At 55.9% G+C, this 25,013-nt stretch carries 20 protein-coding genes and 4 tRNA genes; 11 read left to right on the forward strand and 13 right to left on the reverse strand.

The annotated features are described in order from the left end of the window. Window positions 1–521: 521 nt before the first annotated feature. From KGD89_RS21560 to KGD89_RS21570, 3 genes are all read right to left on the reverse strand, one after another. Entirely contained in the window at window positions 522–1,943 is a 1,422-nt protein-coding gene (locus KGD89_RS21560) for an HlyD family type I secretion periplasmic adaptor subunit (RefSeq protein ID WP_025261840.1), read from the reverse strand. Further along, complete coding sequence (locus tag KGD89_RS21565) at window positions 1,936–4,098, reverse strand: type I secretion system permease/ATPase (protein ID WP_025261841.1); 2,163 nt, start codon at window positions 4,096–4,098, stop codon at window positions 1,936–1,938. The genes KGD89_RS21560 and KGD89_RS21565 overlap by 8 nt, the downstream gene beginning before the upstream one ends. 149 nt (window positions 4,099–4,247) lie before the next feature. Beyond that, window positions 4,248–5,654: a TolC family outer membrane protein gene (locus KGD89_RS21570; protein WP_025261842.1), complete on the reverse strand. Its 1,407-nt coding sequence runs from the start codon at window positions 5,652–5,654 to the stop codon at window positions 4,248–4,250. Between the two features lie 199 nt (window positions 5,655–5,853). Between KGD89_RS21570 and KGD89_RS21575 the strand changes: the two genes are divergently transcribed. From KGD89_RS21575 to KGD89_RS21590, 4 genes are all read left to right on the forward strand, one after another. Beyond that, a complete protein-coding gene (locus KGD89_RS21575; protein WP_025261843.1) occupies window positions 5,854–6,483 on the forward strand; it encodes a DUF1780 domain-containing protein in 630 nt (209 codons plus the stop codon). Next, the gene (locus tag KGD89_RS21580; protein ID WP_025261844.1) at window positions 6,480–6,989 is read left to right on the forward strand and encodes an MOSC domain-containing protein; all 510 of its coding nucleotides are present in this window, start codon (window positions 6,480–6,482) and stop codon (window positions 6,987–6,989) included. The genes KGD89_RS21575 and KGD89_RS21580 overlap by 4 nt, the downstream gene beginning before the upstream one ends. Window positions 6,990–7,025: 36 nt before the next feature. Continuing rightward, window positions 7,026–7,199 (forward strand): DUF3094 family protein, encoded by a 174-nt coding sequence (locus KGD89_RS21585; RefSeq protein ID WP_038400033.1) that lies wholly within the window; start codon window positions 7,026–7,028, stop codon window positions 7,197–7,199. Window positions 7,200–7,265: 66 nt separating this feature from the next. Beyond that, window positions 7,266–8,564, forward strand: a complete 1,299-nt coding sequence (locus KGD89_RS21590) for an NAD(P)/FAD-dependent oxidoreductase (RefSeq protein ID WP_025261845.1) — start codon at window positions 7,266–7,268, stop codon at window positions 8,562–8,564. Window positions 8,565–8,598: 34 nt separating this feature from the next. On the opposite strand, the gene KGD89_RS21595 is transcribed toward KGD89_RS21590, so the two are convergent. Continuing rightward, window positions 8,599–10,305, reverse strand: a complete 1,707-nt coding sequence (locus tag KGD89_RS21595; protein WP_025261846.1) for a sigma-54-dependent Fis family transcriptional regulator — start codon at window positions 10,303–10,305, stop codon at window positions 8,599–8,601. Window positions 10,306–10,600: 295 nt separating this feature from the next. On the opposite strand from KGD89_RS21595, the gene KGD89_RS21600 reads away from it, so the two are divergent. From KGD89_RS21600 to KGD89_RS21620, 5 genes are all read left to right on the forward strand, one after another. Then, the gene (locus KGD89_RS21600) at window positions 10,601–11,329 is read left to right on the forward strand and encodes an amino acid ABC transporter ATP-binding protein (protein ID WP_025261847.1); all 729 of its coding nucleotides are present in this window, start codon (window positions 10,601–10,603) and stop codon (window positions 11,327–11,329) included. A gap of 106 nt (window positions 11,330–11,435) precedes the next feature. Beyond that, entirely contained in the window at window positions 11,436–12,257 is an 822-nt protein-coding gene (locus tag KGD89_RS21605; protein WP_081741954.1) for a substrate-binding periplasmic protein, read from the forward strand. A 161-nt stretch (window positions 12,258–12,418) separates the two neighbouring features. Further along, complete coding sequence (locus KGD89_RS21610) at window positions 12,419–12,874, forward strand: ABC transporter permease subunit (RefSeq protein ID WP_143008683.1); 456 nt, start codon at window positions 12,419–12,421, stop codon at window positions 12,872–12,874. Beyond that, window positions 12,871–13,644: an ABC transporter permease subunit gene (locus KGD89_RS21615; RefSeq protein ID WP_025261850.1), complete on the forward strand. Its 774-nt coding sequence runs from the start codon at window positions 12,871–12,873 to the stop codon at window positions 13,642–13,644. The genes KGD89_RS21610 and KGD89_RS21615 overlap by 4 nt, the downstream gene beginning before the upstream one ends. Window positions 13,645–13,666: 22 nt before the next feature. Next, a complete protein-coding gene (locus KGD89_RS21620) occupies window positions 13,667–15,001 on the forward strand; it encodes an LLM class flavin-dependent oxidoreductase (RefSeq protein WP_025261851.1) in 1,335 nt (444 codons plus the stop codon). 123 nt (window positions 15,002–15,124) lie between these two features. On the opposite strand, the gene KGD89_RS21625 is transcribed toward KGD89_RS21620, so the two are convergent. Continuing rightward, the gene (locus KGD89_RS21625; protein ID WP_117148152.1) at window positions 15,125–16,015 is read right to left on the reverse strand and encodes a 2OG-Fe dioxygenase family protein; all 891 of its coding nucleotides are present in this window, start codon (window positions 16,013–16,015) and stop codon (window positions 15,125–15,127) included. A gap of 68 nt (window positions 16,016–16,083) precedes the next feature. On the opposite strand from KGD89_RS21625, the gene KGD89_RS21630 reads away from it, so the two are divergent. Continuing rightward, window positions 16,084–17,097, forward strand: a complete 1,014-nt coding sequence (locus KGD89_RS21630) for a DMT family transporter (protein WP_025261853.1) — start codon at window positions 16,084–16,086, stop codon at window positions 17,095–17,097. A gap of 465 nt (window positions 17,098–17,562) precedes the next feature. On the opposite strand, the gene KGD89_RS21635 is transcribed toward KGD89_RS21630, so the two are convergent. The 8 genes from KGD89_RS21635 to rluD form a co-directional block, all read right to left on the reverse strand. Then, complete coding sequence (locus KGD89_RS21635; RefSeq protein ID WP_025261854.1) at window positions 17,563–18,462, reverse strand: DMT family transporter; 900 nt, start codon at window positions 18,460–18,462, stop codon at window positions 17,563–17,565. Window positions 18,463–18,644: 182 nt separating this feature from the next. Next, window positions 18,645–18,721, reverse strand: a tRNA-Pro gene (locus KGD89_RS21640). Between the two features lie 96 nt (window positions 18,722–18,817). Further along, window positions 18,818–18,893, reverse strand: a tRNA-Lys gene (locus tag KGD89_RS21645). Between the two features lie 6 nt (window positions 18,894–18,899). Continuing rightward, window positions 18,900–18,976: transfer RNA gene (locus KGD89_RS21650), tRNA-Pro, on the reverse strand. 29 nt (window positions 18,977–19,005) lie between these two features. Then, a tRNA-Asn gene (locus KGD89_RS21655) sits at window positions 19,006–19,081 on the reverse strand. Window positions 19,082–19,380: 299 nt separating this feature from the next. After that, window positions 19,381–21,945 (reverse strand): ATP-dependent chaperone ClpB, encoded by a 2,565-nt coding sequence (gene clpB / locus KGD89_RS21660; protein WP_025261855.1) that lies wholly within the window; start codon window positions 21,943–21,945, stop codon window positions 19,381–19,383. Window positions 21,946–22,091: 146 nt separating this feature from the next. Then, window positions 22,092–22,820: a peptidoglycan editing factor PgeF gene (gene pgeF, locus KGD89_RS21665; protein ID WP_025261856.1), complete on the reverse strand. Its 729-nt coding sequence runs from the start codon at window positions 22,818–22,820 to the stop codon at window positions 22,092–22,094. Next, window positions 22,817–23,779, reverse strand: coding sequence for a 23S rRNA pseudouridine(1911/1915/1917) synthase RluD (rluD, locus tag KGD89_RS21670; RefSeq protein WP_025261857.1), 963 nt, complete (start codon window positions 23,777–23,779; stop codon window positions 22,817–22,819). Before rluD ends, pgeF begins: the two co-directional genes overlap by 4 nt. A gap of 149 nt (window positions 23,780–23,928) precedes the next feature. Between rluD and KGD89_RS21675 the strand changes: the two genes are divergently transcribed. Beyond that, the gene (locus KGD89_RS21675) at window positions 23,929–24,951 is read left to right on the forward strand and encodes an outer membrane protein assembly factor BamD (RefSeq protein WP_025261858.1); all 1,023 of its coding nucleotides are present in this window, start codon (window positions 23,929–23,931) and stop codon (window positions 24,949–24,951) included. Window positions 24,952–25,013: the final 62 nt, after the last annotated feature.

The raw sequence follows: 25,013 nt of genomic DNA on the forward strand, positions 1-25,013 counted from the left end.
TGTTCAGTTTCCAGGGTCCAGCCGCCCTCAGGGGTATAGGTCGCTTTCGGTTGCCCTGTCAGTTCTATCGCACCATAGGGACTTTTTATGCCGATTTCGGGGCCGGATATCTCTGCCTTGGTCAGAGTGGCACCGCCACCGTTCACCTGCCCAGACAGCTCTACCGAAGCGCCGCCAGGCAGGCCAACAGAGATACCAACCTCCCCGTTCCCATTACCTTTTACCGTTGTATTACCTGCCCCCCAAGTATAGGAAAGTTCTCCACCAGAATATCCGACTTCATTACCATTTTTGTCTGAAACCTTGATAGCTCCGCCGGTACCAATATTCAGAGTATTTCCCGCTGAATCTTTGACCGTAATGCCGTCAGCCCCAATCGACACGCTCATAACCAAACCCCTTTCAATATAGAGAGTAAATCTGTTAACCAGCACCGGCATCACGATCCCAAGATCGCAGAAGCACACCAAACACAACTAAACGCTTAGTTAAAAAACAACCACTAGAAGCGAAACATTAAACTACCGCTCCCTCAAACTCTCCGACGCATGCTGCTGCAACGGACTCAGGAAATACTCAATAACCCGCCGCTTGTTAGTCTTAACTTCCGCCGTCACCGCCATACCCGGCGACAACTTGATATCCACGCCATTGATATTCAGCGTGTCGCTGTTAAGGCGGATCTTGCTGCTGTAGATCAAGCCGCGTTTTTCGTCTTCGATGGCGTCACTGGAGACGCTGATGACTTCGCCTTCGATGGTGCCGTACTTGGTGAAGGTGAAGGTTTCGACTTTGACGGTAACGGGCTGGCCGGCGCGGACGAAGCCGACGTCCTTGTTTTCCAGCATGGCTTCCACTTCCACGGGCTGGCCATCGGGGACGAGGACCATCAGGGGTTGTGCGGGGGTGACGACGCCGCCGACGGTGTGGACGTTCAGTTGCTGAACAGTGCCATCCACCGGCGCTTCGAGGGTGGTGAGGTCTTCCTGGTAACGGGCCTTGGTCAGGTCCTGGCTGAAGGTGGCGATTTTCTGGTCGGCCTGCTGCAGCAGGTCGAGCATGGCGCGACGGGTTTGGGCGACCACGCCTTCGCGACGGCGTTCGGCTTCCTGGCGGGCGGCGGTGGATTGCAGGACGCTGGCCTGTTGCACACTGAGTTGTCGCTCAAGATCGAGACGAGCCTGTTCCTTTTCCAGGTAGGCGTGGCGAGCGATGTATTGTTTTTTCAGCAGGTTTTCGTAGTCGTTGGCCAGTTTGGTGGCGATCGGCAGGGTTTTCTGCAGGCTCGCGACCTGGATGCGTGCCGCCTGGATATCGGCCTGGCGTTGCTGGATTTCGGCTTCGGCCAGGTCGAGGCTGCTGCGGTACTCCTGATACTGGCCTTGCAGCCAGCGCTCGGCAGCAAGGACATGTTCGGGATCGGCATCGCGAATGATACCGGTCAGGTCCCGCGGTGGTTTGCGCTGGTTGATGGCATCGAGCATGGCGGCGGCACGGGCGTTGTCGATACGTGCTGCCAGCAGGTCGCTGCGTACCCTCCCGACATCGGCATCGGCGGCTGTGGAGTCCAGTTCCAGCAGCAACTGGCCAGCCTTGACCGACTGTCCGTCACGCACATGAATCGCCTTGACCACCGCCGTCTCGCTGGACTGGATGGTTTTGGTCTTGCCGCTGGGGATGACCTTGCCGCTGGCGGTGGCCACTACATCTATCCTGCCCAGGCAGGCCCAGAGCAAGGCCAGCGCAGCAAAAACCATGATCGCCCACATGAAGATTCTTGGTGCGGGGTGGCTGGGTTTGTCCTGCAACTCCAGGGCTGCGGGCAGGAATTGCACTTCATGGGCCAGACGCTTGGGCGCATCCATTTCATGGCGGCGACGCCAGGACTGACGCCATACCCGGCGATAACGTTGCAGCAGTCCGTTTGATTCGGCGTTAGACATGACCGCCTCCTTGCTGCAGGCGATGCAGACGTGAGTAATGGCCAGCCTGATGCGTCAGCAGTTCGGCGTGGGTACCTTGTTCGACGATCTGCCCGCGATCGACGACCACGATACGGTTGGCATCGCGCACCGCCGACAACCGGTGAGCAATGATGATGACGGTGCGGCCCTTGCAGATGGCCTGCATGTTCTGCTGGACGATGCGTTCGGATTCATAGTCCAGCGCACTGGTGGCTTCGTCGAAGATCAGGATGCGCGGGTTGCCCATCAGGGCACGGGCAATAGCGATACGTTGGCGCTGACCACCCGAGAGCGAGGCACCATGCTCACCGACCATGGTGTCGTAACCTTCCGGCAACTCCAGAATGAAGTCGTGAGCACCGGCCAGCTTGGCCATTTGCATCACGGTTTCCAGCGGCGCGCCGGCATCGCTCAGGGCAATGTTTTCGCGGATGCTGCGGTTGAACAGCATGTTGTCTTGCAGCACCACACCGATTTGTCGACGCAGCGAGGACACGTCAGCCAGAGCGAGGTCCATGCCATCCACCAGCACGCGACCACGTTCGGGGACATAAAGCCGCTGCAACAGGCGTGTCAGGGTGCTTTTGCCCGACCCCGAGCGCCCCACGACACCAATCACCTGGCCCGGCATGATGGTGAGGTTGATGCCGCGCAGGATCTCAGAACCGTCCGGGCGATAGCGGAAATGCACCTGATCGAACTCGATACGCCCCTTGATGGGCGGCAAGGCGCTGCGGGTGGCCTGGGAAAGTTCGTTACGGGTATTGAGGATGTCGCCCAGACGCTGAACAGAGACACCGGTCTGCTGGAAGTTGGTCCACAGTTGCGCCAGGCGCATGATCGGCTGGGCCACACGCCCGGCCAGCATATTGAAGGCAATCAACTGGCCCACCGAAAGCTGGCCGTCGATCACCAATCGGGCGCCGAACCACAAGGTCGCGACGGTGACCAGCTTGCCGATCAAGGAGACGCTTTCGTTGGCAATGGTCGACAGGTTCTGGGTCTTGAAACCGGCAGCGACATACCCCGCGAGCTGGTTGTCCCACTTGCGGATGGCCTGGGGTTCCACGGCCATGGACTTGAGGGTGTCGATGCCGTTGACGGTTTCCACCAGGAAGGCCTGGTTCTCGGCACCACGGGCAAAGCTGTCGTTGAGGCGTTTGCGCAGCACCGGGGTAATCAGCACCGACACCAGCACGTAAAGCGGCAGCGATAGCAAAACGATCAAAGTCAGCCAGCCGCTGTAGTAGAACATCACTGCAATGAAGACCACGGAGAACAGCACATCCAGCAGCAGGGTGATGGCGTTGCCAGTCAGGAAGTTGCGGATGTTTTCCAGCTCCCGAACCCGCGCCACCGAATCCCCCACGCGACGCGCCTGAAAGTACGACAGCGGCAAGGTAATCAGGTGACGGAACAATTTCGAGCCGAGTTCGACATCGATGCGGCTGGCGGTGTGGGCAAATACATAGGTGCGCAAGCCCGACAGCGCCGACTCGAACAGCATGACGCCAGCCAGGCCGATGGCGATCACGTCCAGCGTCGTCAGGCCGTGGTGGACCAACACCTTGTCCATGACCACCTGAAAGAACAGCGGCGTGATCAGGGAGAATATCTGCAGCACAAAGGACACCAGCATCACTTCGCCCAGCAGCTTGCGGTATTTGACGATGGCCGGGATGAACCAGGTGAAATCGAAACGGGAGGACTCACCCGGCGTACCGGCTTCAGAGCGGATCAGCACCAACTGGCCGGTCCAACGCTCTTGCAAGGCCTCGAAGGTAATGACTTCCGGACGCTGGGCGAGAGGGTCATGGATCAACGCCTTGCCTTGGTCCAGACGCGCAATGATAAAGAAGCCGCCGTTGTTATCCGCCGCGATGGCAGGCAATGGCGTACGGTCCAGACGTTCTGTGCTGGTTTTGGCTACCTTGGCCTTGAGACCGAGCTTGCGGGCGGCCAGCAGCAGGCTTTCCAGGGACAGGTTCTGGTCAGGGCTGCCGAACTCATGGGCGAGTTGGTCGGGGGACGCCGCCACCTGATGAAAGCGGGCAAGCATGACCAGCGAGGCCAGGCCAGTGTCGAGGCGCGGGGCGCTTTCGGGCACCGCAGTGCCCATTCCTGAATCGTTCATAGCGCTTCCCTGCCGACATGCCACCTGGATGGGCAAATCTGATCAAGTTGTTAAATAGTAGCAATAAGCCACTGTGACGAATATCACATTTTTGGAAACTAATGTATCGACATCGTTACTTTTGAGCTACACAACCTCAAAAACCTCGCTCAAAGCCCTGGCGGCAGAAAATCCCGGGCCGGGTCATAGTCCTGTTTCAGGTATAACGCGAGCGCCTTGAGGTCATCGGGGCCGAGGGTGCCAGCCGCCTGTTTAAGCCTGAGATTGTCGAGAATGTAGTCATAACGGGCATCGTTGTAGTCGCGAACGGCCGCGTACAACTGGCGTTGGGCATTGAGCACGTCAGCAATATTGCGCGAACCGACATCCACCCCCACCTGGTTGGCTTCCACGGACTTCTGACCAGACACAATGCTTTGCCGGCGAGCCGTAATCTGCTCTATCCCGGCGTTGATACCGCGAAAGGCATTGCGCGTGTTCAACACCACTTCCCGACGACGGTCTTCCTGTTCGTCCTGGCTCTGATAAAGGCGCTCGGTGGACTCCTTGATCTGGGAGTTGGTCATCCCGCCCGAATAAAGAGGAATGCTCAGCTCGATACCGATGCTGCTTTGCGCAACCTTTTCGCGATAGCCGTTACTGCCGAAGTCGGTAGGGTTGCTGTAGCCAAAACTGTCGTTGTCGCCCTTGCGGTAGGAGGCTACGGCGTCGATGGTCGGCGCATGCCCGGCCTTGCGCTGGTTGAGCGTCTGTTCGGCGGCACTGACCGCATGCTCGCTGGCCTGCAACTCCAGATTCTGCCGCACGGCGGTATCCACCCAGGCGCGGGCATCATTAGGAACAGGTGCTTCGACCGGCAGTTGATGGCCCATGCCGGCAATCGAGGTGTACGTGTGTTTGGTCAGACGCTCCAGCGCCTCATAGGCATCGTCCACCCTTCGCTGTACCTGCTGACGGTTGGCGCGGGCATTGTCATAGGCAGCCTGCGCGTCATACACGTCGGTGATACTCGAAGCGCCATCTTCCAGACGCCCCTGGGCCTGGTCGCGCTGGCGCAGCAGTGCGGTTTCTTCAGCCTGGGCAGCAGCAAAACCGTCCAGTTGGCGCAGGGTTTCAAAGTAGGCCTGGGCGGCCGTGAGCACCAGGGTCTGCTCCCTGGCGGAAAGCTCCAGCTCGGCCTGGCTCACGCTGGATTGGGCAGCCTTCAATTGAAACCAGCGATCGATACGGAACAATGGCTGGTTGAGGTTGGCACGAAAGGTTGTGCCGCTGCGCTCGCGGCTCAACGCAGGTTCGTCACGCTCAAGACGAGTCACTTCGGAAGTCGCACCGGCAGTCAGATTAGGCAAAAGACCGGCCCGCGCCTGCGGCACCGCTTCGCGCTGGGCCTGATAGGCGTGACGTGCAGCCGACAATTGCGCATCGTTGAGCGCAGCCGACTGATAAACGCCTAACAGATCGGCATGTTGCCCAGGCAAATCACGGGATAAAGCCGACCCGCTGTATGCGCTGGCGCAACACAGGATGACCAGACCAAGGGAGAAATAGGGATTCATCTACGTTCCATGCGAGAAAGGAATTCCTGAGCGTCATTTAATTGGCTCGCCATGGGTTCGGCGCAAAGAACAAAAGCTTTAGGCAACAAAACCGGTATTTTTTGCAACAGGCCTGCGCCGCCTGAAATCGGTACAAAAAACTCTCGAAACAGCCAAGTCTTTGTTTTTCACGTTCACATTTGGACGCTAAGCTTGGGCCATGGATGACTCAGACTATTTACGCCTGCTCACGAGCCAGGCCGAACAAGCCAACGCCTTCCTTTCCAATGCGCGAAAGTGGGAGCGCGAGCGCTGGGTTTGTGAACGCCTGCTGCAAGGCTTGAACATCCCTCATCGCCATGAAGACTTTCTGCCTGCGGGTCAGGAGCCTCCCGATGTGCTGTTTCGCGACGCCTGTTTCGAGGTGTTCTTTGTGCTGGATGAAGGCCGGCGCCTAAATGATGAGTGGCGCGAGGAACTGGAGCGACGACGTAGCGCGTTCTCGCTGAGCCAGTTGGTGCGACGGGAGGCCAAACCCAAACGCATCCCGGCGTCCGAGCTGCTGCGCAGGCTGGCTCCCACGCTAAGCAAGAAGGCCAGCAATTACCGTGAGCGCGGCCTGAACCTGGGCGAGCTGGATATCATTGCGTTTGCCAGCCTCAAGCGTGAAGTGCTGGATCTCAACAGTCACTTTCCACCACCGACTGAATACCTGCGCCAGGGCTGGCGCTCGTTGTCGCTGGTCGGCCCGACCTTTGCGCGGGTATTGTTTGCTCATCCGGACGCTCCGGATTTTCTGCGGACCAACTTGGGACGCAGTGTCGTCTTTGATGTTGGAATCAGTTTATGAGCCCCTTGCAAGAACTGCTGGCCGATGTGCCTCAACAAGGCCTGGTGCGCTGGATCGGCGTGCGCCCGCAATCACGTCTCGACATGATCGAGCTGGATGCCGTGGAGGCGCGGCGCGAAGCTGGACTGACCGGCGACCACTCACGCCCCGGCCCGCGCAATGCCCGGCAGGTGACGCTGATTCAGTGGGAGCATCTGGCGGTGGTCAGTTCGCTATTGGGCAGGCCTATGGATAACCCTATCGTGCCCCAGGACCTGCGCCGCAATCTGGTCATCAGCGGCATCAACCTGTTCAGCCTCAAAGGCCGACGATTCAAGGTCGGTCAGGCAATCCTGGAAACCACCGGCTGGTGCCAGCCCTGCGCGCGGCTCGAACAACGCCTGGGCCACGGGACCTTCCAGGCCGTACGCGGCCATGGCGGAATCACCGCCCGAGTGATACAAAGTGGAATCATTCGACTGGATGACATGCTGCGAGTCGAACCATTGGAGCCACCAGCGATATAACGCACTGACAGCAGGCAACGTCTGCAAGAGGCAAAAATGAGCAGCCGTCTGAACCCGGACGACCAAAGCCGTGTCCAACACTACCTCAACGCCCCCCAGCATCAGGTTGAGCGCAGGCCTTTTCGGCCATGGCTGCTCCTTGTTCTGGTAATTGCCGTGGTCATCGGCCTGGGCTTGCTGAGCCGTTTACTGAGCTATCTGACGCTATGAGCTGCCTTGCGCTCGCGAAGATCGAGCTCCTGCCCCCGAATTCCTTAAACCTTCCGAGTAATCCTTATGACTCATCGTATTGTCATCGTTGGCGGAGGCGCTGGCGGTCTGGAGCTGGCAACCCGTCTGGGTAAAACCCTGGGCAAGAAAGGCACCGCCAGCGTGACGCTGGTGGACGCCAATCTGACGCACATCTGGAAACCCCTGCTGCATGAAGTGGCCGCCGGTTCACTCAACTCGTATGAAGACGAACTGAACTACGTGGCCCAGTCCAAGTGGAACAACTTCCAGTTTCAACTCGGGCGCATGACCGGTCTGGACCGTGAAAGCCGCCAGATTCACCTGGCCGCCACACTGGACGAAAACGGCGCAGAACTGGTGCCGGCACGCAGCCTGGGTTACGACTCGCTGGTGCTGGCCGTGGGCAGTACCACCAATGATTTCGGCACCAAGGGCGCAGCTGAGCACTGCCTGTTCCTGGACAGTCGCAAACAGGCAGAACGCTTCCACCAGCAACTGCTCAACCACTACTTGCGCGCTCACGCCGGACAAGCCGACAGCGCTCAGGAAATCACCGTGGCCATCGTCGGCGCTGGCGCAACCGGCGTGGAACTGGCCGCCGAACTGCACAACGCCGCCCATGAACTGGCGTCTTACGGACTGGGCCAGATCAAACCGGAAAACCTGCGCATCACCGTGATCGAAGCCGGGCCACGGGTGCTGCCTGCCTTGCCTGAACGCATTGGCGCACCGGTGCATAAAACCCTGGAGAAACTGGGCGTGACCGTGCTGACCAACTCGTCAGTCAGCGAAGTGACGGCCGAAGGCCTGGTCACGGCCAGCGGCCAGGTCATACCGGCGGTCCTGAAAGTCTGGGCGGCAGGCATTCGGGCCCCGGCCTTCCTGCATGAACTCGACGGGCTGGAAAGCAACCGCATCAACCAGTTGCAAGTGCTGCCGACTCTGCAGACCACCCGGGATGAAAACATCTTCGCCTTTGGCGACTGCGCCGCCTGCCCACAGAAAGGCACCGACCGCAACGTTCCGCCTCGCGCCCAGGCCGCTCACCAGCAGGCTTCGTTGCTGGTCAAATCACTGCGCCTGCGGATCGAAGGCAAGGAACTGCCGGAATACACCTACAAGGATTACGGCTCCCTGATTTCCCTGTCGAGTTTCTCGGCGGTGGGTAACCTGATGGGGAATCTGATGGGCAGCGTAATGCTTGAAGGCTGGCTGGCGCGGATGTTCTATATCTCGCTGTACCGTATGCACCAGATGGCGCTATATGGCACTTTCCGTACCTTGATGTTGATGCTCGGGAGCAAGATTGGTAAAGGGACCGAGCCACGGATGAAGTTGCATTAAGCTGTAAGCGTCAAGTTTCAATAAGCGCCTGGGGTCAGGCGCTTATTTGGTATTTTTTCATTTTTGAATACAGTGTCGGGCGACTTATTCCCAGCGCCAGAGCGGCTTTGGAGACATTGAAGTTCATGGCTTTCAGTGCAAGAAAGATGGCTTGTTTTTCGGCATCGTGCATCAAAGGCTGATCGAAATCAGGGCTTATGGCTTGATGGGAAACAGCGGACTGCCTGATAAGATCATTGATCTCATTGGTGTATTCATCCTCGGACTTGAAGCGTCGGGGAGCATTGGCCAACTGCCGAACGACCCGTTTCAATTGTGAAATATTTTCCTTCCAGTCCTGCTTTTTCAGAAGTTTGCAAAGGCGGACGGGAATGGCTGATCTTTTACCCTGCGCATGTTCTTCACGCCAGAAAAAGCTCGTATAAAGCTCCACATCTTTTGGCCTTTTTCGCAAAGGTGGAAGCTCAAGGTTATGACGACTCAATACTCCGAGCAGTTTGGGATGCAGTCTCTGCTCATGGAGTACGACGCCCATTGCATCGGTTGTTGCCATAAGAATCTTGAGCCCTGATGTGTGTTGATGCTCTTTCAAGGCCTGAAAAAGATACACCTGTATGGAGATGGGCAAAACATCAACACCGTCTATAAACAAAGTCCGGTTCTGGAAAATATCAGGATGAAACTCCCACCTGCCGACTTGATCGTCCGTCATGACGTAACACAGGATTTTTTCCTTGAAATCTGCGACAGACAATCGGGAACAGTCGATGACCCGCATTTCTTTATGAGTGCTTTCATCTACACCATGAAGCGCTTGTGCAAAAGTGCTCTTTCCGGTGCCGGGTTCTCCAGAGATCAACAGAGCCTCGTTCAAACCGACATACTGCTTTGCAGTCTCTATGGCATTCTGAAAGAGAGTGGACACTCCCAATAATTTATCGAACCCGATGCCTGACTCTTCCCTCAGACCTTGATCGGGAAGCGTGGACGCTGTAGAAAACCTTCTGAATATATTTACAACAGAAACGATTCTACCGTCGTCATCAGCAATGGGAATGGCCGTATCCACCAAGGGAATTTCGTCTTCACCTCGTAGAATGACAACCTTCTTGTTTACGTAGCCACGCTTTTGCGTAAAGACATCTCCGATGATCGGCTCAAACCCAAGCAAATCGCGAAACTGGCGTTTCGCATCGTCTATCTTGAGCATTTTCTTTCCGGCTTCATTTATATACTTCAGGAAACCTGACTGGTCGAGAACGAGCAAACCATCTTCAATCAGCCCACTGACGGCATCTCTTTCCCGGATGGATTGCCGGAGGAATATTGAGAATTTGTTGAGCAGGATATTCTGCCCAACCACGTGGACACCGATACGACCGACCGCTGACAGAATGTGTTTATCAACCTCGGCATGACCGTCTTTCTTTATTGAGACGACAAAAAACATATCGACCTGATCGGGAAGGATCTTCCAATAAAACAAATGCGTATGACTTTCGGATGAGGACAACACCCCTGAGTTTTCTTTCAGGTTTTCTGGCAGCACACCGGGAATGTAAACCAGACCGCGAGACACAACCATATTACTGTTGTGATCATAAAGGGCGAGCGAGAAATTATACTCGCCCCAAACAAGGCTAAGTACGTCCCCTATCAGGTTCAGCTCATCATCAAAATCACAAGACTCGCCGTGGTGTGATGCCTTCATTCCATTGATGCCCACTTCATAGCCTGCCATGTAGATTATCGCTCTCTTTCTACCATAAAATAATACCTACCTGCTGACTCGCTCAAAAGCGGCTAATATTTCACCGCTCCCGCCCAGCGAAGATATGACTGCACCTGCACAAATGTAAAGTTTTTTTACAACAATTCAAAAACACCCTTATTCCATTCTCTAAGAATAGATTTTTTTGTTCTTTGCCAAGTACTTGAGCGACTGATAGTTTACCGAACCAATTGTGAAGTCTCCATACGCTGAACGTACCCAGCAGTATCAAGGGATATCTCGCTTCCCACCATGGAGTCACTCAATGCTTGAAGCCAAAGAATTATATAAATTTTTTGGAGACAGAGCCGTATTGGACGGTGTATCCCTTTCTCTTGAAAAAGGAAAGGTACTGGCACTTTGCGGTCCCAGTGGTTGTGGAAAAAGCACTTTGCTACGGATCCTGAGCGGGCTTGAACCGTCCACTCGGGGCTCGGTGTTTCTTGGGGATATTCCCATCAATCGTGAAGCCTTGCGCAAGCCTGAAGTGCGGGGACGTATTGGCTTTGTTTTCCAGCGCCCGGCGCTCTACCCCACTATGCGAGTGATGGAAAACATCACGCTGGCCTTGCGCAAAGTCAGGCAGCTTTCTCATCAGGATGCAGAAGAAAAAGCCTATGAAGCGCTGGGTAAGGTTCGCCTTACCGACAAAAGTACAGCCTGGCCCGCTACGCTGTCCGGTGGCCAGGCCCAGCGCGCGTCAATCGCCCGCGCACTCGCACTTGAGCCTGACGTGTTGCTACTGGATGAACCCACTTCTGCCCTGGACCCGGAACTTGTCCACGAAGTGCTCGACGTCATGCGCGGCCTGGCTCGCGGCGGCACAACGATGGCCGTGGCCACTCATGAACTCGCCTTTGCCAGGGAAGTGGCGCATGAAGTTGCCTTTTTCGACCACGGGAAAAACCTGGAGACACAACCTGCCGAGGACTTTTTCAAACGTCCGCAAACGGATCGGGCCGCTCGCTTTATCGAAAGCATCTTACATCGCTAGCTGGGCTTCACAGTCCGTGACATGCATGCCTTAGCTGATCGGCATTAATCCGCTGGAATGACTTTATTCCGAGACAACTTACTAGATATTTATATGGAGCAAGCCTATGAAAAGAAAATTGTTGTGGGCAGGAATTCTCGCGATCTCTTCTTTTCTTTCTTTGCCCGCCATCGCAGCCGAAACGGTATCGGTGCTGGATCAAGTCAAGCAGCGCGGCAAACTGGTCATTGGCGTAGATCCCAGCGCACCGCCCATGGCGCAGATCGGCGCGGACGGTAAAAGTGTCGGTTTCGCTCCGGACCTTGCCAGGGCCGTGGCCAAAGAGCTGAATGTGAGTGTCGAGTTCAAGCCCATTTCCGGAGCCGTTCAGATTCCCTCCATCAAGAACGGCGACATCGATGCGATGTTCGGATCAACCACACCCACCGTAAAACGTGAGCAGGTCCTGGATTTCACCATCGTTTATAACTGGGACTATGTGGTGCCGCTGGTCCGGGCCGGTGAAAGTGGCGATATCAAGACCTACACACCACCCAGACGTGTTTCAACCTCAAAGAACAATTACGCCGCCCAACTCTTCAAAGACCTTGTGCCCACCGGCCAGGTAACGTTTTTTGATAACTACAGCGATGCCGTTGAAGCCCTGCGCTCCAACCAGACAGATGCCGTGCTGCTCAACAGTTTTTCAGCCAAGGCCTACGCCAAACGTTATGGCGACAGCCTCAAGATTGGCGAAGCGTTCTTTACTGACCCACAGGCAATCATCGTGCGGCAGAACGACTCGCTCTGGCGTAATTACCTGAACCACACCATTCAGAAAATCTGGGCCCGTGGTGAGTTTGCCGAACTGTACGAAAAGCACTTTGGCTACACGCCTGAATTCACTATCTGGTCCCAATACAGACTGCAGCCAGGTATCGAGAATTGACACCGTTCTGGGATGAGGCGAGCACTCTATTCGCCTCGGCGTTTACCACAACTCTGCTTTTGGCCGTCACGAGCCTGGTTATAACTGCACTCCTCAGCGCCCCTGTCGCCCTGGCGCTACACGCCAGGTCTGCATGGGCTCGGGGGTATGTAGACCTGGCGATGAAAATCCCTCTGATCGTCAAACTTTTCGTGTGCTTTTATCTTCTGCAACTCAACCCGCTGGCATGCGGGGTGATCGCGCTTGTATTGCATCAAGTGGGGTATTGCGCCGAAATCCTGTCGGGAGGGCTTAGAGCGGTTCCCGCCGAGTATGAAGACGCCGCCCTGAGTTCCGGCTTGTCATGGTCGCGAACCGCTTTTTCAATCCGCTTACCCGAAGCCTTGCGCCTGGTCGCACCTTCGCTGGTGCTACAAACCGCGGAAATCATTAAAAACACCTCGATCGTCTCACTCATTGGCGTTGTTGAACTCACCGGCGCATCGGAAACATTGCAGTCGCAAACCTTTGAATACTTGCGCGGCTTCCTCGCCGCAGCAGCCTCATATGCCGTGTTGACGCTACCGATAATGGCCGCTGGCTATTTCATGGAAAAAAGATTACGGAGCAGGATATGAAAATCATCCTGTCCATTATTGGCCGATACCGGCTGCTGATCATTCTTGGCCTTTTTGGTGTATGGGCACTGATCGACCCGGTCTGGAAAGAACTGGCTTCGTCCTGGCCGTTTTTCCTGGAGGGGCTTTATACGACAGCTATTTATTCCATGACGGGTGTCGTGCTGGGTCTGGTCTTTGGCGGGTTATTGGCGAGTCTGCGGCTCGCCGGTGGCCCGCTGGGTTTTATCGGGGGCTTCATTGTTGTGGCCACGCAAGCAGTGCCGCCGCTTTTCATTATCAGCGCCGCCTATCTGGTATCACCCGAGGTATTACCCTTCAGGGTGACACCGGCAACGGCCGCAGTCGTGGCGCTGACTCTGATCGGGGGAAGCTATTATTGCGAAGCCCTGCGCAGTGCAATTGCGGGAGTCGAACGGCTACAGATCGAAGCCGCAGAAATCACCGGCCTTTCACGCAGAACAATATTGCTGCGCATCATATTGCCTCAGGCACTGATCTCCTGCGTCCCGGCACTGGGCGCGATATCCATTGTGGTTTTCAAACTGTCCACACTGCTTTATCCACTCGGCATTACCGACTTCTTCAGAACAACCGTACTGGTGAATAACCGGGTGGTTGCCCCGTGGCAGTGCTACGCCCTTATCGCTGGTTTTTACTATGTCATGAGCGATGTTCTGCAGTGGGTCATCAACCGGATATCCGCACGTATTGCCGGCAATTCACCCCTGGAGCACGAGAACCAGAGCGCCAAAGTTGCCGTTAGTTGAAACCCCATACAAGGAGTAAACCATGACCACTCAACGCCAACTGCACCTGGCTGCATTCGGCGCTCTTGGGGGTAACCATATTGCCTCCTGGCGTCATCCGAAAGCCGACACTGCTCAGGTGCTCAGCGCCGCCTACTACAAAGACTTCGCCCGACTGGCCGAGCGAGGTCTTTTCGACCTGATCTTCTTTCCGGACATTCTGGCGGTGGCACAGGACCGGGATAAAGACGGCTTTAAAAACATAGCCAAGGGTATTCCCTTTCGAGCAGAGCCCATCAGCACGCTCGCATTGATTGCCGGGGTAACTGAGCATATTGGTCTGGTAGGCACAGTATCGACAGCCCATACACAACCGTTCAATGTTGCCCGCACGTTTGCCTGGCTGGATCATCTCAGCGGCGGGCGCGTTGGCTGGAATATCGTGACGACAGCCAGCGAGGCGGAATCGCGCAACTTTGGCTCAGGCCTGCCACCTCATGATGAGCGATACGCCCGCGCTGAAGAGTTTGTCGCCGTAGTACGCAAGCTTTGGGATAGCTGGAAGGACAACGCCATTCTCGGTGACAAGGAAAACGCCCGGTTCGCCGATCCTGCACGGGTGACACCTATCAACCATGAAAGCCGGTTCTACAAGGTTGAAGGTCCGCTCAATGTCCCTCGCTCACCTCAAGGCCATCCGGTGCTGTTCCAGGCTGGCGCTTCGGATGTCGGCAGAAGCTTCGCTGCCCAGACTGCCGATGCCGTGTTCTTTGCGGCGCAGACCCGTGAGGACGCGCAACGAATCGTCTCGGATATCCGTCGACTGGCACAGCTCCACGGGCGCTCGGCCGAAGGGGTACGCCTGTTGCTGGGTGTTCTGGTTATTGTCGGTGAGACCGAAGAACAGGCCCGCGAGAAACAGGCCGAGCTGGGGCGTTTGCTGGAACCCGAGGTGGGTAGAGCCCTGTTATTTGAACTCATTGGTGTCGACCTGTCTGACTGGCCGCTGGACGGCCCGTTTCCAGAACTCGATCCCGCGGCCGTTCCCGGTATTAAAAGCCGATATGAATTACTTCGGGACATGGCGAAACGTGAGCAGATGACACTCAGACAAGTCATCGAGCGCGTAGCCAGCGCGGCAGGACATCGAGTCGTGGTGGGCAACCCGCAGCAAGTGGCCGACCAATTACTGGACTGGTTCGATGCAGGGCTCGTGGATGGCTATGCAGTCATGTGGCCACATCTGCTAGGCGGCATGCAGGACTTCGTCGACCTGGTCATACCTGAACTGCAACGACGCAATGCTTACCGCACCGCTTACACGGGCAATACACTGCGCTCGCACCTGGAATTACCGAACCTCGACCTGCCGGCGTAAAGCCGACACGCTAGCCCCATCTCACGGCAGGTGGGGCTCATGCTGCATTGAATCAGGCAAGGGTGATGCGGTTGGCAGATTTAATTATGTAATGGGGAAGAGCACCACCTTCAAGCAGAGTACTTACGCAATGAACTCCGGATAATTAATCGACAGCGGAATCTCTTTGTGCGGGTTGAAAGAGTCGTACGGGTTGGAAATATGCCCTTTCTTGGTCGGGTGCCGTGTAAAGAAAATCAGCATGTCTCGCGTGGCTCGTGAATCACTCACGGCCGCATGAACAGGTGAAAGACTGTGCTTTCTCTTGTGATCGACGATCAGCAATGTATCCAGAAATTTTTTGTGCTGCGCCTGCCCCAGGCGATATTCGGGGTTGGCCTCATTCCATCGGGTTCCATTCTTTTCTCTGTTGTCATGGATAAACGTGATGGCGCTATTATCCGTAATATTCTCTTTGCCCAACAGCGTCGTCATCGTATGGTCGACCCCATCGGCATGTACACCTTCCAGAGCCGGCTCCCCGAGCAATTGCGGTGTCGTGATGGTTCTCAAATTGAACACCGTGGACACCAGGCTGGTGGAATCATAATCAAGGCTTGGCCGCGGGCTTATAGAAGTGTACTTGATCATGTAGGCCTTGAAAAGCAGCAGCGCTTGAAACGCACGGTTCAATTGCAGGTCATCACCAATCCCCCTGAACTCTCTGACCTTCCCCGAGTCATGGCGAACAAAGTCTTCCTGGGCAGAAAGAACAAAAGGTTGAAACTCGATCCTGTTGATCTTTGAGTTGGCGAAGTCCAGCTCAAAACGCCCGTTCCTTGATTCGCGAAAAGGCAGGGTTGGATCAGGAGGCAGGTTATCGCTGACACTCTTGAGCGCTTCAAGATCCTCGTCCGTGGCCCCCAAGCCTTTTACGATTCTCGTTACATCATCCCCGTCCAAAGAAATGAAGCTTTCCCTGACATACGCGGATTTTACTTCAGACAAAAAACTGACCAGATTAAAACTACCCATTTTAAACCTCATTTAAATGATTGCTGCCATGCACTGATGAGTTCGATATTAATGAGACGTTTGGCCACGTGGATACGTGGACCACTTACTTAATAGGCTTCATCCCTCCTACGCCATTGACAATCCCGAAAAGCAAACTCAAAATCCTTTATCACTTTATGTCTTCAGGGAAGAACATGTTAAAAGCCAGGTTTCACAACAATGCTGTCCTGCTTATTTCCTGCCTGTTCGTTGTACTGTGGTCCACCGGCTTTATCGTTGGAAGAATGATCGTTGGCTCCGCGTCTCCCAACATCTTTCTTGCCAGTCGTTTTTTTCTTTCCTTTTTACTGTTCACTTTCACAGCGGCCTTGCTGAAAAAAATATGGCCTCCCCTTAATGAGTGGCACAAGCACATATTCGCGGGCCTGCTCATTAACGGTCTTTATCTGGGCGGAAGCTACTGGGCCATTTCAAAAGGATTGCCCGCCGCCCTGATGGCTCTGCTGGGTGCCCTGCAACCGCTGCTGACGGTCGTGATTTCGATAGCCTTTATGAAGGGAAGAATCGCGCCCCTTCAAGCGCTGGGCATCTTCATTGGACTGTCCGGCGTAACCCTTGTCCTTTCCCCGTCATTTCAAACAGGCAGCCACATTGATTACTCGCTTTCAGTCTTGCTGATTGCCATACTTTCCGTTTTCTCGATAACGTTTGGCACCATCCTGCAAAAGACTTCACTCGGAAAATCTGAACTTTTGCCCTCCATGGCCATACAGAACCTGTTTTCATCGGTTGCCGCACTGATATTTATCGTGCTCCTTGACGAGTCACACCTGATCGTCAATGCAAACTTTATATTTTCTCTTGCCTGGGCCGTATTGGTCTTATCAGGATTGGGAACGCTGTCCCTGGTCTGGCTGATCCGAAACGGGGACATGACCAAGACAACATCCCTGTTACTACTCGCCCCGCCGTTGGCGGCATTAGAGGCTTGGGCCTTTTTTGGAGATAAGCTCGTGCCGATACAGATTGCCGGGTTTATCCTTTCATTACTGGGCGTCTGGTTTTGCAGGGTAAAAGTTGCTCCCCCTATTACCCAATAGCTCTGTGAATCACTTCTGTTTGCCGATAATTCCTCAGCGAAACCGCTGAGGAATTATCGCAACCCTCACCCGGACTTGTGGCCCCGTGAGAAACTCCAGATCTTGTGGACCTCCATTATTGAAAATGGTGAGTTTTAACTCCATCTGATTGTGTCGTCAGGCGTGTTTTATTTCTTGTGAAAATGTAGAGCAGATAATAAGCACGGGCTAATATTTGGCAACTATCATTTTTCAACATGATTATTCCAGCCTGGAATATACTTCGACTTACACGTGGTTCTGTAAAGAAACATTACACTGGCGTGTAATTTTTCAGAGTTTATTTTCCACGCAAATAACCTTATAACTTCTTTTTATAAGAATACTTCGGGTAGTTTTTATCTGGGGGCCGGACTCTTCGCGAATGAATTCGCTCCTACGCCGTTTTCAACGCATAACTGCACGTCCGTGTAGGAGCGAAACTGCTTATTGTGCGGCGAGCACAGCAGGAGGCGTGTTCTTTTTCATCGCCAATATCAGGCCAGCCATGATGCACAGCGCACCGATTGTCCCTGCAAGCCCCAACGATTCCCCAAAGAAAGAGAATGCAAACAGGGTGGCAAAAAGAGGATCACTGGTTTCAATGATCTGCACCTTGCTCGCCTCGCCCTGATCTACAGCCTTGGTCGTGAAGTAAAAACCGCCAATAGTGGGCAGCAGTACCAGTGCAGCGATAGCCAGCAGAGCAATGCCACCTGGAAATACAAAGCCCTCTCTGAGCAAAGGCACCAGCAGATAAAGGCTGCCAAAACCAAAGAGCCAGACCAGTTGTGGCAATCCACTCCCCACGTTCATCAATTTGGAAGTGAAGATGAACAAGGCATAACCCAGGCCACCCAGCAGCGCGAGGGTGATGCCAAGGTAGCTGCCGCTGATCTCGCCTTCGTAGCTCAGAATCAGGTAGACCCCCGCAAGGATGGATGTAAAAGCGATGACTTTGTACAGCCCGATTCGCTCACCCAGGAAAATGGCAGACAGAACGATGGTCATTGCGCCCGCGGCGTAAAGCAGAAACGCTACCAGCGGTATGGAAGCCTCTTCAAAGGCCCATGTCTCAAAAAAGTAGAGGCAGAATATTCCCAGAAAGGCGAGCACGGCGAATTGAGGCCACTTGTTGGCCAGCGCGAGGGTTTCTCGCCTGCGTACCTGGCTGGTAGCGCAATAGAGGGCAATGACCAGAAAGGCTACGAAGCATTTCCAGAATGCGATCTGATTGGAGGTTGCCCCGTGAGCAAAGCCCACGCGGGTGAAGGCACCGATAGTACCGTTCAGAATCGCGGCAATCAGTGCATAAAACTCGGGGCGTTTGAATAAGCTGGTACTCATGGATATTCCTTACCTGGAAATGAAGTAGCCGCCTCTTGCATGAGCTGCGGCGATGCTTCCTTGCACAGTGCGCTGATTTTTATAGCGCACAAAAGAAAAATGCCCAGCTTCAGCAACTACGCTAAGGCCAGGCACTTTTCAATTCGCATCAGAAGTAAAAACTCTACTTCTGCGCTGATGTATGGTCGGGGTAAGGGGATTCGAACTCCTGACATCCTGCTCCCAAAGCAGGCGCGCTACCGGACTGCGCTATACCCCGTTGAAATCAAGACACCTCAACAAGCTGCCTGCGATCTGATGCGAATGGCATCAGATCTTTAAGATTCGGCTTCAAAGATCACTTTGAAGCCAAAAATGGTGGGTCGTGTGGGATTCGAACCTACGACCAATTGGTTAAAAGCCAACTGCTCTACCAACTGAGCTAACGACCCAAATTATGGTCGGGGTAAGGGGATTCGAACTCCTGACATCCTGCTCCCAAAGCAGGCGCGCTACCGGACTGCGCTATACCCCGACTGAAACTGCATTGAACCTTGTGAAATCTGGCTCCACGACCTGGACTCGAACCAGGGACCCAGTGATTAACAGTCACTTGCTCTACCAACTGAGCTATCGCGGAACTTCGGACTTCAGATTCAACTTACTGCCTTGAATCAACTCGCTGTTAACTCGTTAATTCAACCTCTTTGACTTTGCCCGCTTCGTTTGCAACGTTGCGTTCACGTCTCTGAGGCGCGCTATTCTACATTTTCAAAAACACCTGTCAACCCTCTAAATTGCTTTTAAGACAATGATTTGCGATTTTTTTTCAGATCGCCTGTGCACTCCCTGCAAACCCGATTCCTGCACCGCCAGTCGCCACGATGAAAAAGGGCCCTCGCCAGGAGAGCCCTTCCGTTCAGCTATATATAGAAGCGATCAGCCAAACACGATCTCGTCATCCACCACCTTGCCGGTGATGCTGGAGCCAGGCACGAGGCTGCCCGACAGAATCAACTGAGCCAGCGGGTTTTCGATCCAGCGCTGGATCGCACGCTTGAGAGGCCGTGCGCCATACACCGGGTCGTAACCAATGGCGATCAGCTTGTCGAGGGCTTCCGGACTCAAGGTCAGGGAAAGCTCGCGCTCGGCAAGACGGCTGCGCAGACGTCCCAGCTGGATTTCCGTGATGCCCGCGATCTGATCCCGGGCCAGCGGCTCGAAAATCACCACTTCATCGATCCGGTTGATGAACTCCGGACGGAAATGCGTGCTGACCGCATCCATCACCGCAGCGCGCTGGGCTTCACGATCACCCACCAGTTCCTGGATCTGCGCCGAGCCCAGGTTGGAGGTCATGACGATCACGGTATTACGGAAATCCACCGTACGACCATGGCTGTCTGTCAGGCGACCATCTTCCAGCACTTGCAGCAGGATGTTGAAGACATCGGTGTGGGCCTTTTCGACCTCATCGAGCAGGATCACCGAATACGGCTTGCGACGCACCGCCTCGGTCAGATAACCGCCCTCTTCATAGCCGACATAACCCGGTGGCGCACCGATCAGGCGAGCGACGGAGTGTTTCTCCATGAACTCGGACATGTCGATCCGCACCATGGCCTCTTCGGTATCGAACAGGAATTCCGCCAGCGCCTTGCACAGCTCGGTCTTGCCGACACCGGTCGGGCCCAGGAACATGAACGAACCGCTCGGACGATTGGGATCGGACAGCCCGGCACGAGAACGACGCACGGCACTGGCCACCGCCACAACGGCTTCGCTCTGGCCGATGACGCGCTTGTGCAGCAGGCTTTCCATCTTAAGCAGCTTCTCACGCTCGCCTTCGAGCATTTTCGAGACAGGAATGCCGGTCCACTTGGAAACGACTTCGGCAATTTCCTCCTCGGTCACACGGCTGCGCAGCAACTGGTTTTCCGGCTTGCCGTGCTGATCGACCATTTGCAGGCTGCGTTCCAGATCAGGAATGATGCCGTACTGCAATTCAGCCATGCGATTCAGGTCACCGCGACGGCGTGCCGCCTCCAGCTCCTGGCGCGACTGCTCGATTTTCTGCTGGATCTGAGCCGAGCCCGTCACTTCGGCCTTCTCCGAAGCCCAGACTTCTTCGAGGTCAGCGTATTCACGCTCCATGCGCTCGATATCGAGCTGCAATTTCTCCAGACGCTTGATCGCGGCTTCGTCCTTTTCCTTCTTGAGGGCCTGGGATTCGACCTTCAACTGGATCAGGCGACGCTCAAGACGATCCAGCACCTCAGGCTTGGAGTCGATTTCCATGCGAATACGGCTGGCGGCTTCGTCGATCAGGTCGATGGCCTTGTCCGGCAACTGGCGGTCGGTGATATACCGATGGCTCAGCTTGGCAGCGGCGATGATCGCACCGTCGGTAATCCCGACTTTATGGTGAACCTCATAACGCTCTTTCAAGCCACGCAGAATGGCGATGGTGTCTTCTTCGCTGGGCTCTTCCACCAGCACTTTCTGGAAGCGACGCTCAAGGGCAGCGTCCTTCTCTATATATTGGCGATACTCGTTGAGCGTGGTCGCACCGACGCAATGCAGCTCGCCACGGGCCAGAGCGGGCTTGAGCATATTGCCCGCATCCATCGAACCCTCGCCTTTACCGGCGCCGACCATGGTGTGCAGTTCGTCGATAAACAGGATGATCTGGCCTTCCTGTTTGCTCAGTTCATTGAGCAGCGACTTCAGGCGCTCCTCGAACTCCCCACGGTATTTGGCACCGGCAATCAATGCGCCCATGTCCAGGGACAGCAGACGCTTGCCTTTGAGGCCGTCCGGCACTTCGCCGTTGATGATGCGCTGCGCCAGACCTTCGGCGATGGCGGTCTTGCCCACGCCGGGTTCGCCGATCAGCACCGGGTTGTTCTTGGTACGCCGTTGCAGGACCTGAATGGTCCGGCGAATCTCGTCGTCTCGCCCGATCACCGGGTCAAGCTTGCCTTCTTCGGCGCGCTTGGTCAGGTCAACGGTGTACTTGTCCAGAGCCTGACGCGACTCCTCGACGTTGGGGTCATTGATCGCGCCGTCACCGCGCAGGTTATTGATGGCGTTCTCGAGAGCCTTCTTGCTCACGCCCTGACCGAGCAACAACTTGCCCAGCTTGCTGTTCTCGTCCATGGCTGCGAGCAGCACCAGCTCACTGGAAATGAACTGGTCGCCCTTCTGTTGCGCCAGACGATCAGCCTGATTGAGCAGGCGCGCCAGGTCCTGGGACATGTTGACGTCGCCGGTAGGGTTCTGGATCTTCGGCAGATGGTCGAGCTCTTTACTCAACTCCTTGCGCAGGCTGTTGATGTCAAAACCTACCTGCAGCAACAGAGGCTTGATGGAGCCGCCTTGCTGTTCGAGCAGGGCATGCATCAAGTGCGCGGGCTCAATGGCAGGATGATCCATGCCAACGGCCAGCGATTGGGAATCTGATAAGGCCAGTTGCAATTTGCTGGTCAATCTATCGATACGCATTAGTCACCTTCCTTCAGAGCAGGCCGGAGCAATGAACACACCTATAACAAAAACCTGCTGGATAGTCAGTTAGATGCGGACGATTCTGCGGGTTTCAAGTTTGACTTGATTGATGCATGTCAGCCTGACGCTCAAGCGGACTGCAATCAGGCTTGATCGATCCAGATCAGCGAGGCGAAACGGCCAGTGGTGGCGCTGCGGCGGTAGGAAAAGAAACGCGCGTCAGTGAAGGTATCCAGCCCGCCACCATGGACTGATAAAACACCATAGGCGGCAAGGCGCAAACGCGCAAGGGCGTAGATATCGGCCATGAAACGCCCGGCGTTGAAGCTTGGGATAAAGGCATCGGCCGTTTGCGGATGGGTCACCATGAAGGTTTCCCGGACTTCCGGGCCGACCTCGAAAGAAGGCTGCCCGATGGCCGGGCCGAGCCAGACCATGATGTCTTCGGGGGCAACACGCAAACTGTCGGCCGTTGCCTCGAGTACACCTGCTGCAAGCCCCCGCCAGCCGGCATGAGCCGCGGCGACACGAGTGCCCTCGCGATTGCAGAACAACGCGGGAAGGCAATCGGCGGTCATGATGGTGCAGGCAACACCCGGCGTGTCAGTCCAGCTTGCGTCGGCTTCGGCCACCGAAGAAGGATCGGCATGCGCCACAGCGACACCGTGCACCTGACGCAACCAGGCAGGCTGCACCTTCAGTTGCGACGACAGGTATTGGCGGTTGCTGGCGACCGCTTGCGGGTTGTCACCCACGTGATCGCCCAGGTTGAAGCTGTCGAACGGCGCCTGGCTGGCCCCGCCCGAACGGGTGGTGATGCAGGATCTGACGTGCGCAGGCGCAGGCCAGTCTGGAATCAGCCAGTCACTCACCCGACAAACGCCTCACGGTCCTGCTTGAGCAGCGACAGCAGCCAGACGAAATCGTCAGGCAGCGGCGACTCCCAGCTCATGCGCTGACCTGTGACCGGGTGATCCAGCTCGAGGAAACGGGCATGCAGCGCCTGACGCGGGAACGTCTTCAGCGACTCGACCATGGTCTGGCTGGCCGCTGGCGGGATACGGAAGCGACCGCCATAGGCAGGATCGCCCACCAACGGGTAGTTGATGTGCGCCATGTGTACGCGGATCTGGTGAGTACGACCGGTTTCCAGCTTGACCCGCACGTGAGTGTGGGAGCGGAAGCGCTCAAGTACACGGTAGTGACTGACCGCCTGCTTGCCGCCTTCCATCACTGCCATTCGCTGACGCTGCTGGCCGTGACGCCCGATCGGCGCATCGATCTTGCCGCCAGCGGTGACGACACCGATGACAATGCATTCATAGATGCGGCTGACACTGCGGCTTTGCAGCTGCGTCACCAGTTGGGTCTGGGCCTGGAGCGTCTTGGCGACCACCATCAGGCCTGTGGTGTCCTTGTCCAGACGATGCACGATGCCAGCACGCGGCACGTTGATAATGTCGGGAACATGATGCAGCAAGGCATTGAGCAAGGTGCCGTCGGCATGACCCGCGGCAGGATGCACCACGAGGCCGGCAGGTTTGTTGATCACCAGGATCTGGTCGTCTTCGTAGACGATATCCAGCTCGATATCCTGGGCAACCCACTCGCCCTGAGCTTCCTGCTCGGCGATCAGTTGCAGGACAGAGCCACCGTGAACGATGTCACGCGGGCGCAGGACAGCGCCGTCCACAGTCAGACGGCCGTCCTTGATCCAGGCGGAAAGGCGCGAGCGCGAGTGCTCTGCGAATAATTGTGCGGCGACTTGATCGAGGCGTTGACCGCCCAATTCGGACGGCACCTCTGCGCGAAGTTCTATATTTTCGGACATGGCCAGACTAGAAGGCGGCTAGCCTTTGGTTTCGGCAGCGCGCTTGTGGTTAAATACGGCGTCTTTTGCCCCGCGGGTCTTGCGGGGCGCTCATCATAACAGGACGGCCCCGCCCAAGACAGCAGGCCGTTATAGGGACGCAAGCCGCCATGCAAGTGAAACACCTGCTGCTGATCGCCATCCTCGCACTGACTGCGGCCTGTTCGTCGAAGGAAGTCATCGACGAGAACCTCAGTGAAGTGGAGCTGTACCAGCAGGCGCAGGCCGACCTGGACAACAACAGCTACAACAGCGCCACCGAAAAACTCAAGGCGCTGGAGTCACGCTATCCGTTCGGTCGCTATGCCGATCAGGCACAACTCGAACTGATCTACTCGAACTACAAGAACAGTGAGCCCGAAGCAGCCAAATCCGCTGCCGAGCGCTTCATTCGCCTGCACCCGCAGCACCCCAACGTCGATTACGCGTACTACATGAAGGGCCTGACCTCCTTCGACCAGGACGTCGGCCTGCTGGCGCGCTTCCTGCCGCTGGACCAGACCAAGCGTGACCCGGGCGCTGCACGTGACTCGTTCAACGAGTTCGCCCAACTGACCAGCCGCTACCCGAACAGCCGCTATTCGCCTGACGCCAAGCAGCGCATGATCTACCTGCGCAACCTGCTGGCGGCCTACGAAATTCACGTAGCCGACTACTACCTGACCCGTCAGGCTTATGTCGCCGCCGCCAACCGTGGCCGTTACGTGGTGGAAAACTTCCAGGAGACGCCTTCGGTCGGCGATGGTCTGGCAGTGATGGTCGAGTCCTATCAGCGCCTGCACCTCGACGAGCTGGCAGCCACCAGCCTCGAAGTCCTGAAGACCAACTACCCGAACCACCCGCAACTGGCTGACGGCCAGTTCACGCCTCGTCAGGCCGAAGCCGACAACCGTTCGTGGCTGTCGAAAGCGACGCTGGGCCTGATCAACGGCAGCGCCCCGCTGCCACCGGGCGAAACCCGCGCCAACCAGGACATCCAGAAGCAGTATCAGGATGCCAAGGACGCCATCCCGAAAGAACTGTTGCCGGAAAACCAGGCAGAACTGGATGAGCAGGCCAGAGAAGCTGAAGAAGCGAAAGGCACCAAAAGCCGCTCCTGGTTCAGCTACATGACATTCGGCATGTTCGACTGAAACCGGTGATGACAACGAAGAGGCCTGCGGGCCTCTTTTTTATTTCTTGCGACCGAATTGCC

Source organism: Pseudomonas cichorii, from assembly GCF_018343775.1.
Classification (GTDB): domain Bacteria; phylum Pseudomonadota; class Gammaproteobacteria; order Pseudomonadales; family Pseudomonadaceae; genus Aquipseudomonas; species Aquipseudomonas cichorii.

What these genes read in the sequence shown, in the direction of transcription:
- KGD89_RS21560 (WP_025261840.1), bottom strand. Translation starts at nt 1,943, where the DNA reads ATGTCTAACGCCGAATCAAACGGACTGCTGCAACGTTATCGCCGGGTA.
- KGD89_RS21565 (WP_025261841.1), bottom strand. Translation starts at nt 4,098, where the DNA reads ATGAACGATTCAGGAATGGGCACTGCGGTGCCCGAAAGCGCCCCGCGC.
- KGD89_RS21570 (WP_025261842.1), bottom strand. Translation starts at nt 5,654, where the DNA reads ATGAATCCCTATTTCTCCCTTGGTCTGGTCATCCTGTGTTGCGCCAGC.
- KGD89_RS21575 (WP_025261843.1), top strand. Translation starts at nt 5,854, where the DNA reads ATGGATGACTCAGACTATTTACGCCTGCTCACGAGCCAGGCCGAACAA.
- KGD89_RS21580 (WP_025261844.1), top strand. Translation starts at nt 6,480, where the DNA reads ATGAGCCCCTTGCAAGAACTGCTGGCCGATGTGCCTCAACAAGGCCTG.
- KGD89_RS21585 (WP_038400033.1), top strand. Translation starts at nt 7,026, where the DNA reads ATGAGCAGCCGTCTGAACCCGGACGACCAAAGCCGTGTCCAACACTAC.
- KGD89_RS21590 (WP_025261845.1), top strand. Translation starts at nt 7,266, where the DNA reads ATGACTCATCGTATTGTCATCGTTGGCGGAGGCGCTGGCGGTCTGGAG.
- KGD89_RS21595 (WP_025261846.1), bottom strand. Translation starts at nt 10,305, where the DNA reads ATGGCAGGCTATGAAGTGGGCATCAATGGAATGAAGGCATCACACCAC.
- KGD89_RS21600 (WP_025261847.1), top strand. Translation starts at nt 10,601, where the DNA reads ATGCTTGAAGCCAAAGAATTATATAAATTTTTTGGAGACAGAGCCGTA.
- KGD89_RS21605 (WP_081741954.1), top strand. Translation starts at nt 11,436, where the DNA reads ATGAAAAGAAAATTGTTGTGGGCAGGAATTCTCGCGATCTCTTCTTTT.
- KGD89_RS21610 (WP_143008683.1), top strand. Translation starts at nt 12,419, where the DNA reads ATGAAAATCCCTCTGATCGTCAAACTTTTCGTGTGCTTTTATCTTCTG.
- KGD89_RS21615 (WP_025261850.1), top strand. Translation starts at nt 12,871, where the DNA reads ATGAAAATCATCCTGTCCATTATTGGCCGATACCGGCTGCTGATCATT.
- KGD89_RS21620 (WP_025261851.1), top strand. Translation starts at nt 13,667, where the DNA reads ATGACCACTCAACGCCAACTGCACCTGGCTGCATTCGGCGCTCTTGGG.
- KGD89_RS21625 (WP_117148152.1), bottom strand. Translation starts at nt 16,015, where the DNA reads ATGGGTAGTTTTAATCTGGTCAGTTTTTTGTCTGAAGTAAAATCCGCG.
- KGD89_RS21635 (WP_025261854.1), bottom strand. Translation starts at nt 18,462, where the DNA reads ATGAGTACCAGCTTATTCAAACGCCCCGAGTTTTATGCACTGATTGCC.
- clpB (WP_025261855.1), bottom strand. Translation starts at nt 21,945, where the DNA reads ATGCGTATCGATAGATTGACCAGCAAATTGCAACTGGCCTTATCAGAT.
- rluD (WP_025261857.1), bottom strand. Translation starts at nt 23,779, where the DNA reads ATGTCCGAAAATATAGAACTTCGCGCAGAGGTGCCGTCCGAATTGGGC.
- KGD89_RS21675 (WP_025261858.1), top strand. Translation starts at nt 23,929, where the DNA reads ATGCAAGTGAAACACCTGCTGCTGATCGCCATCCTCGCACTGACTGCG.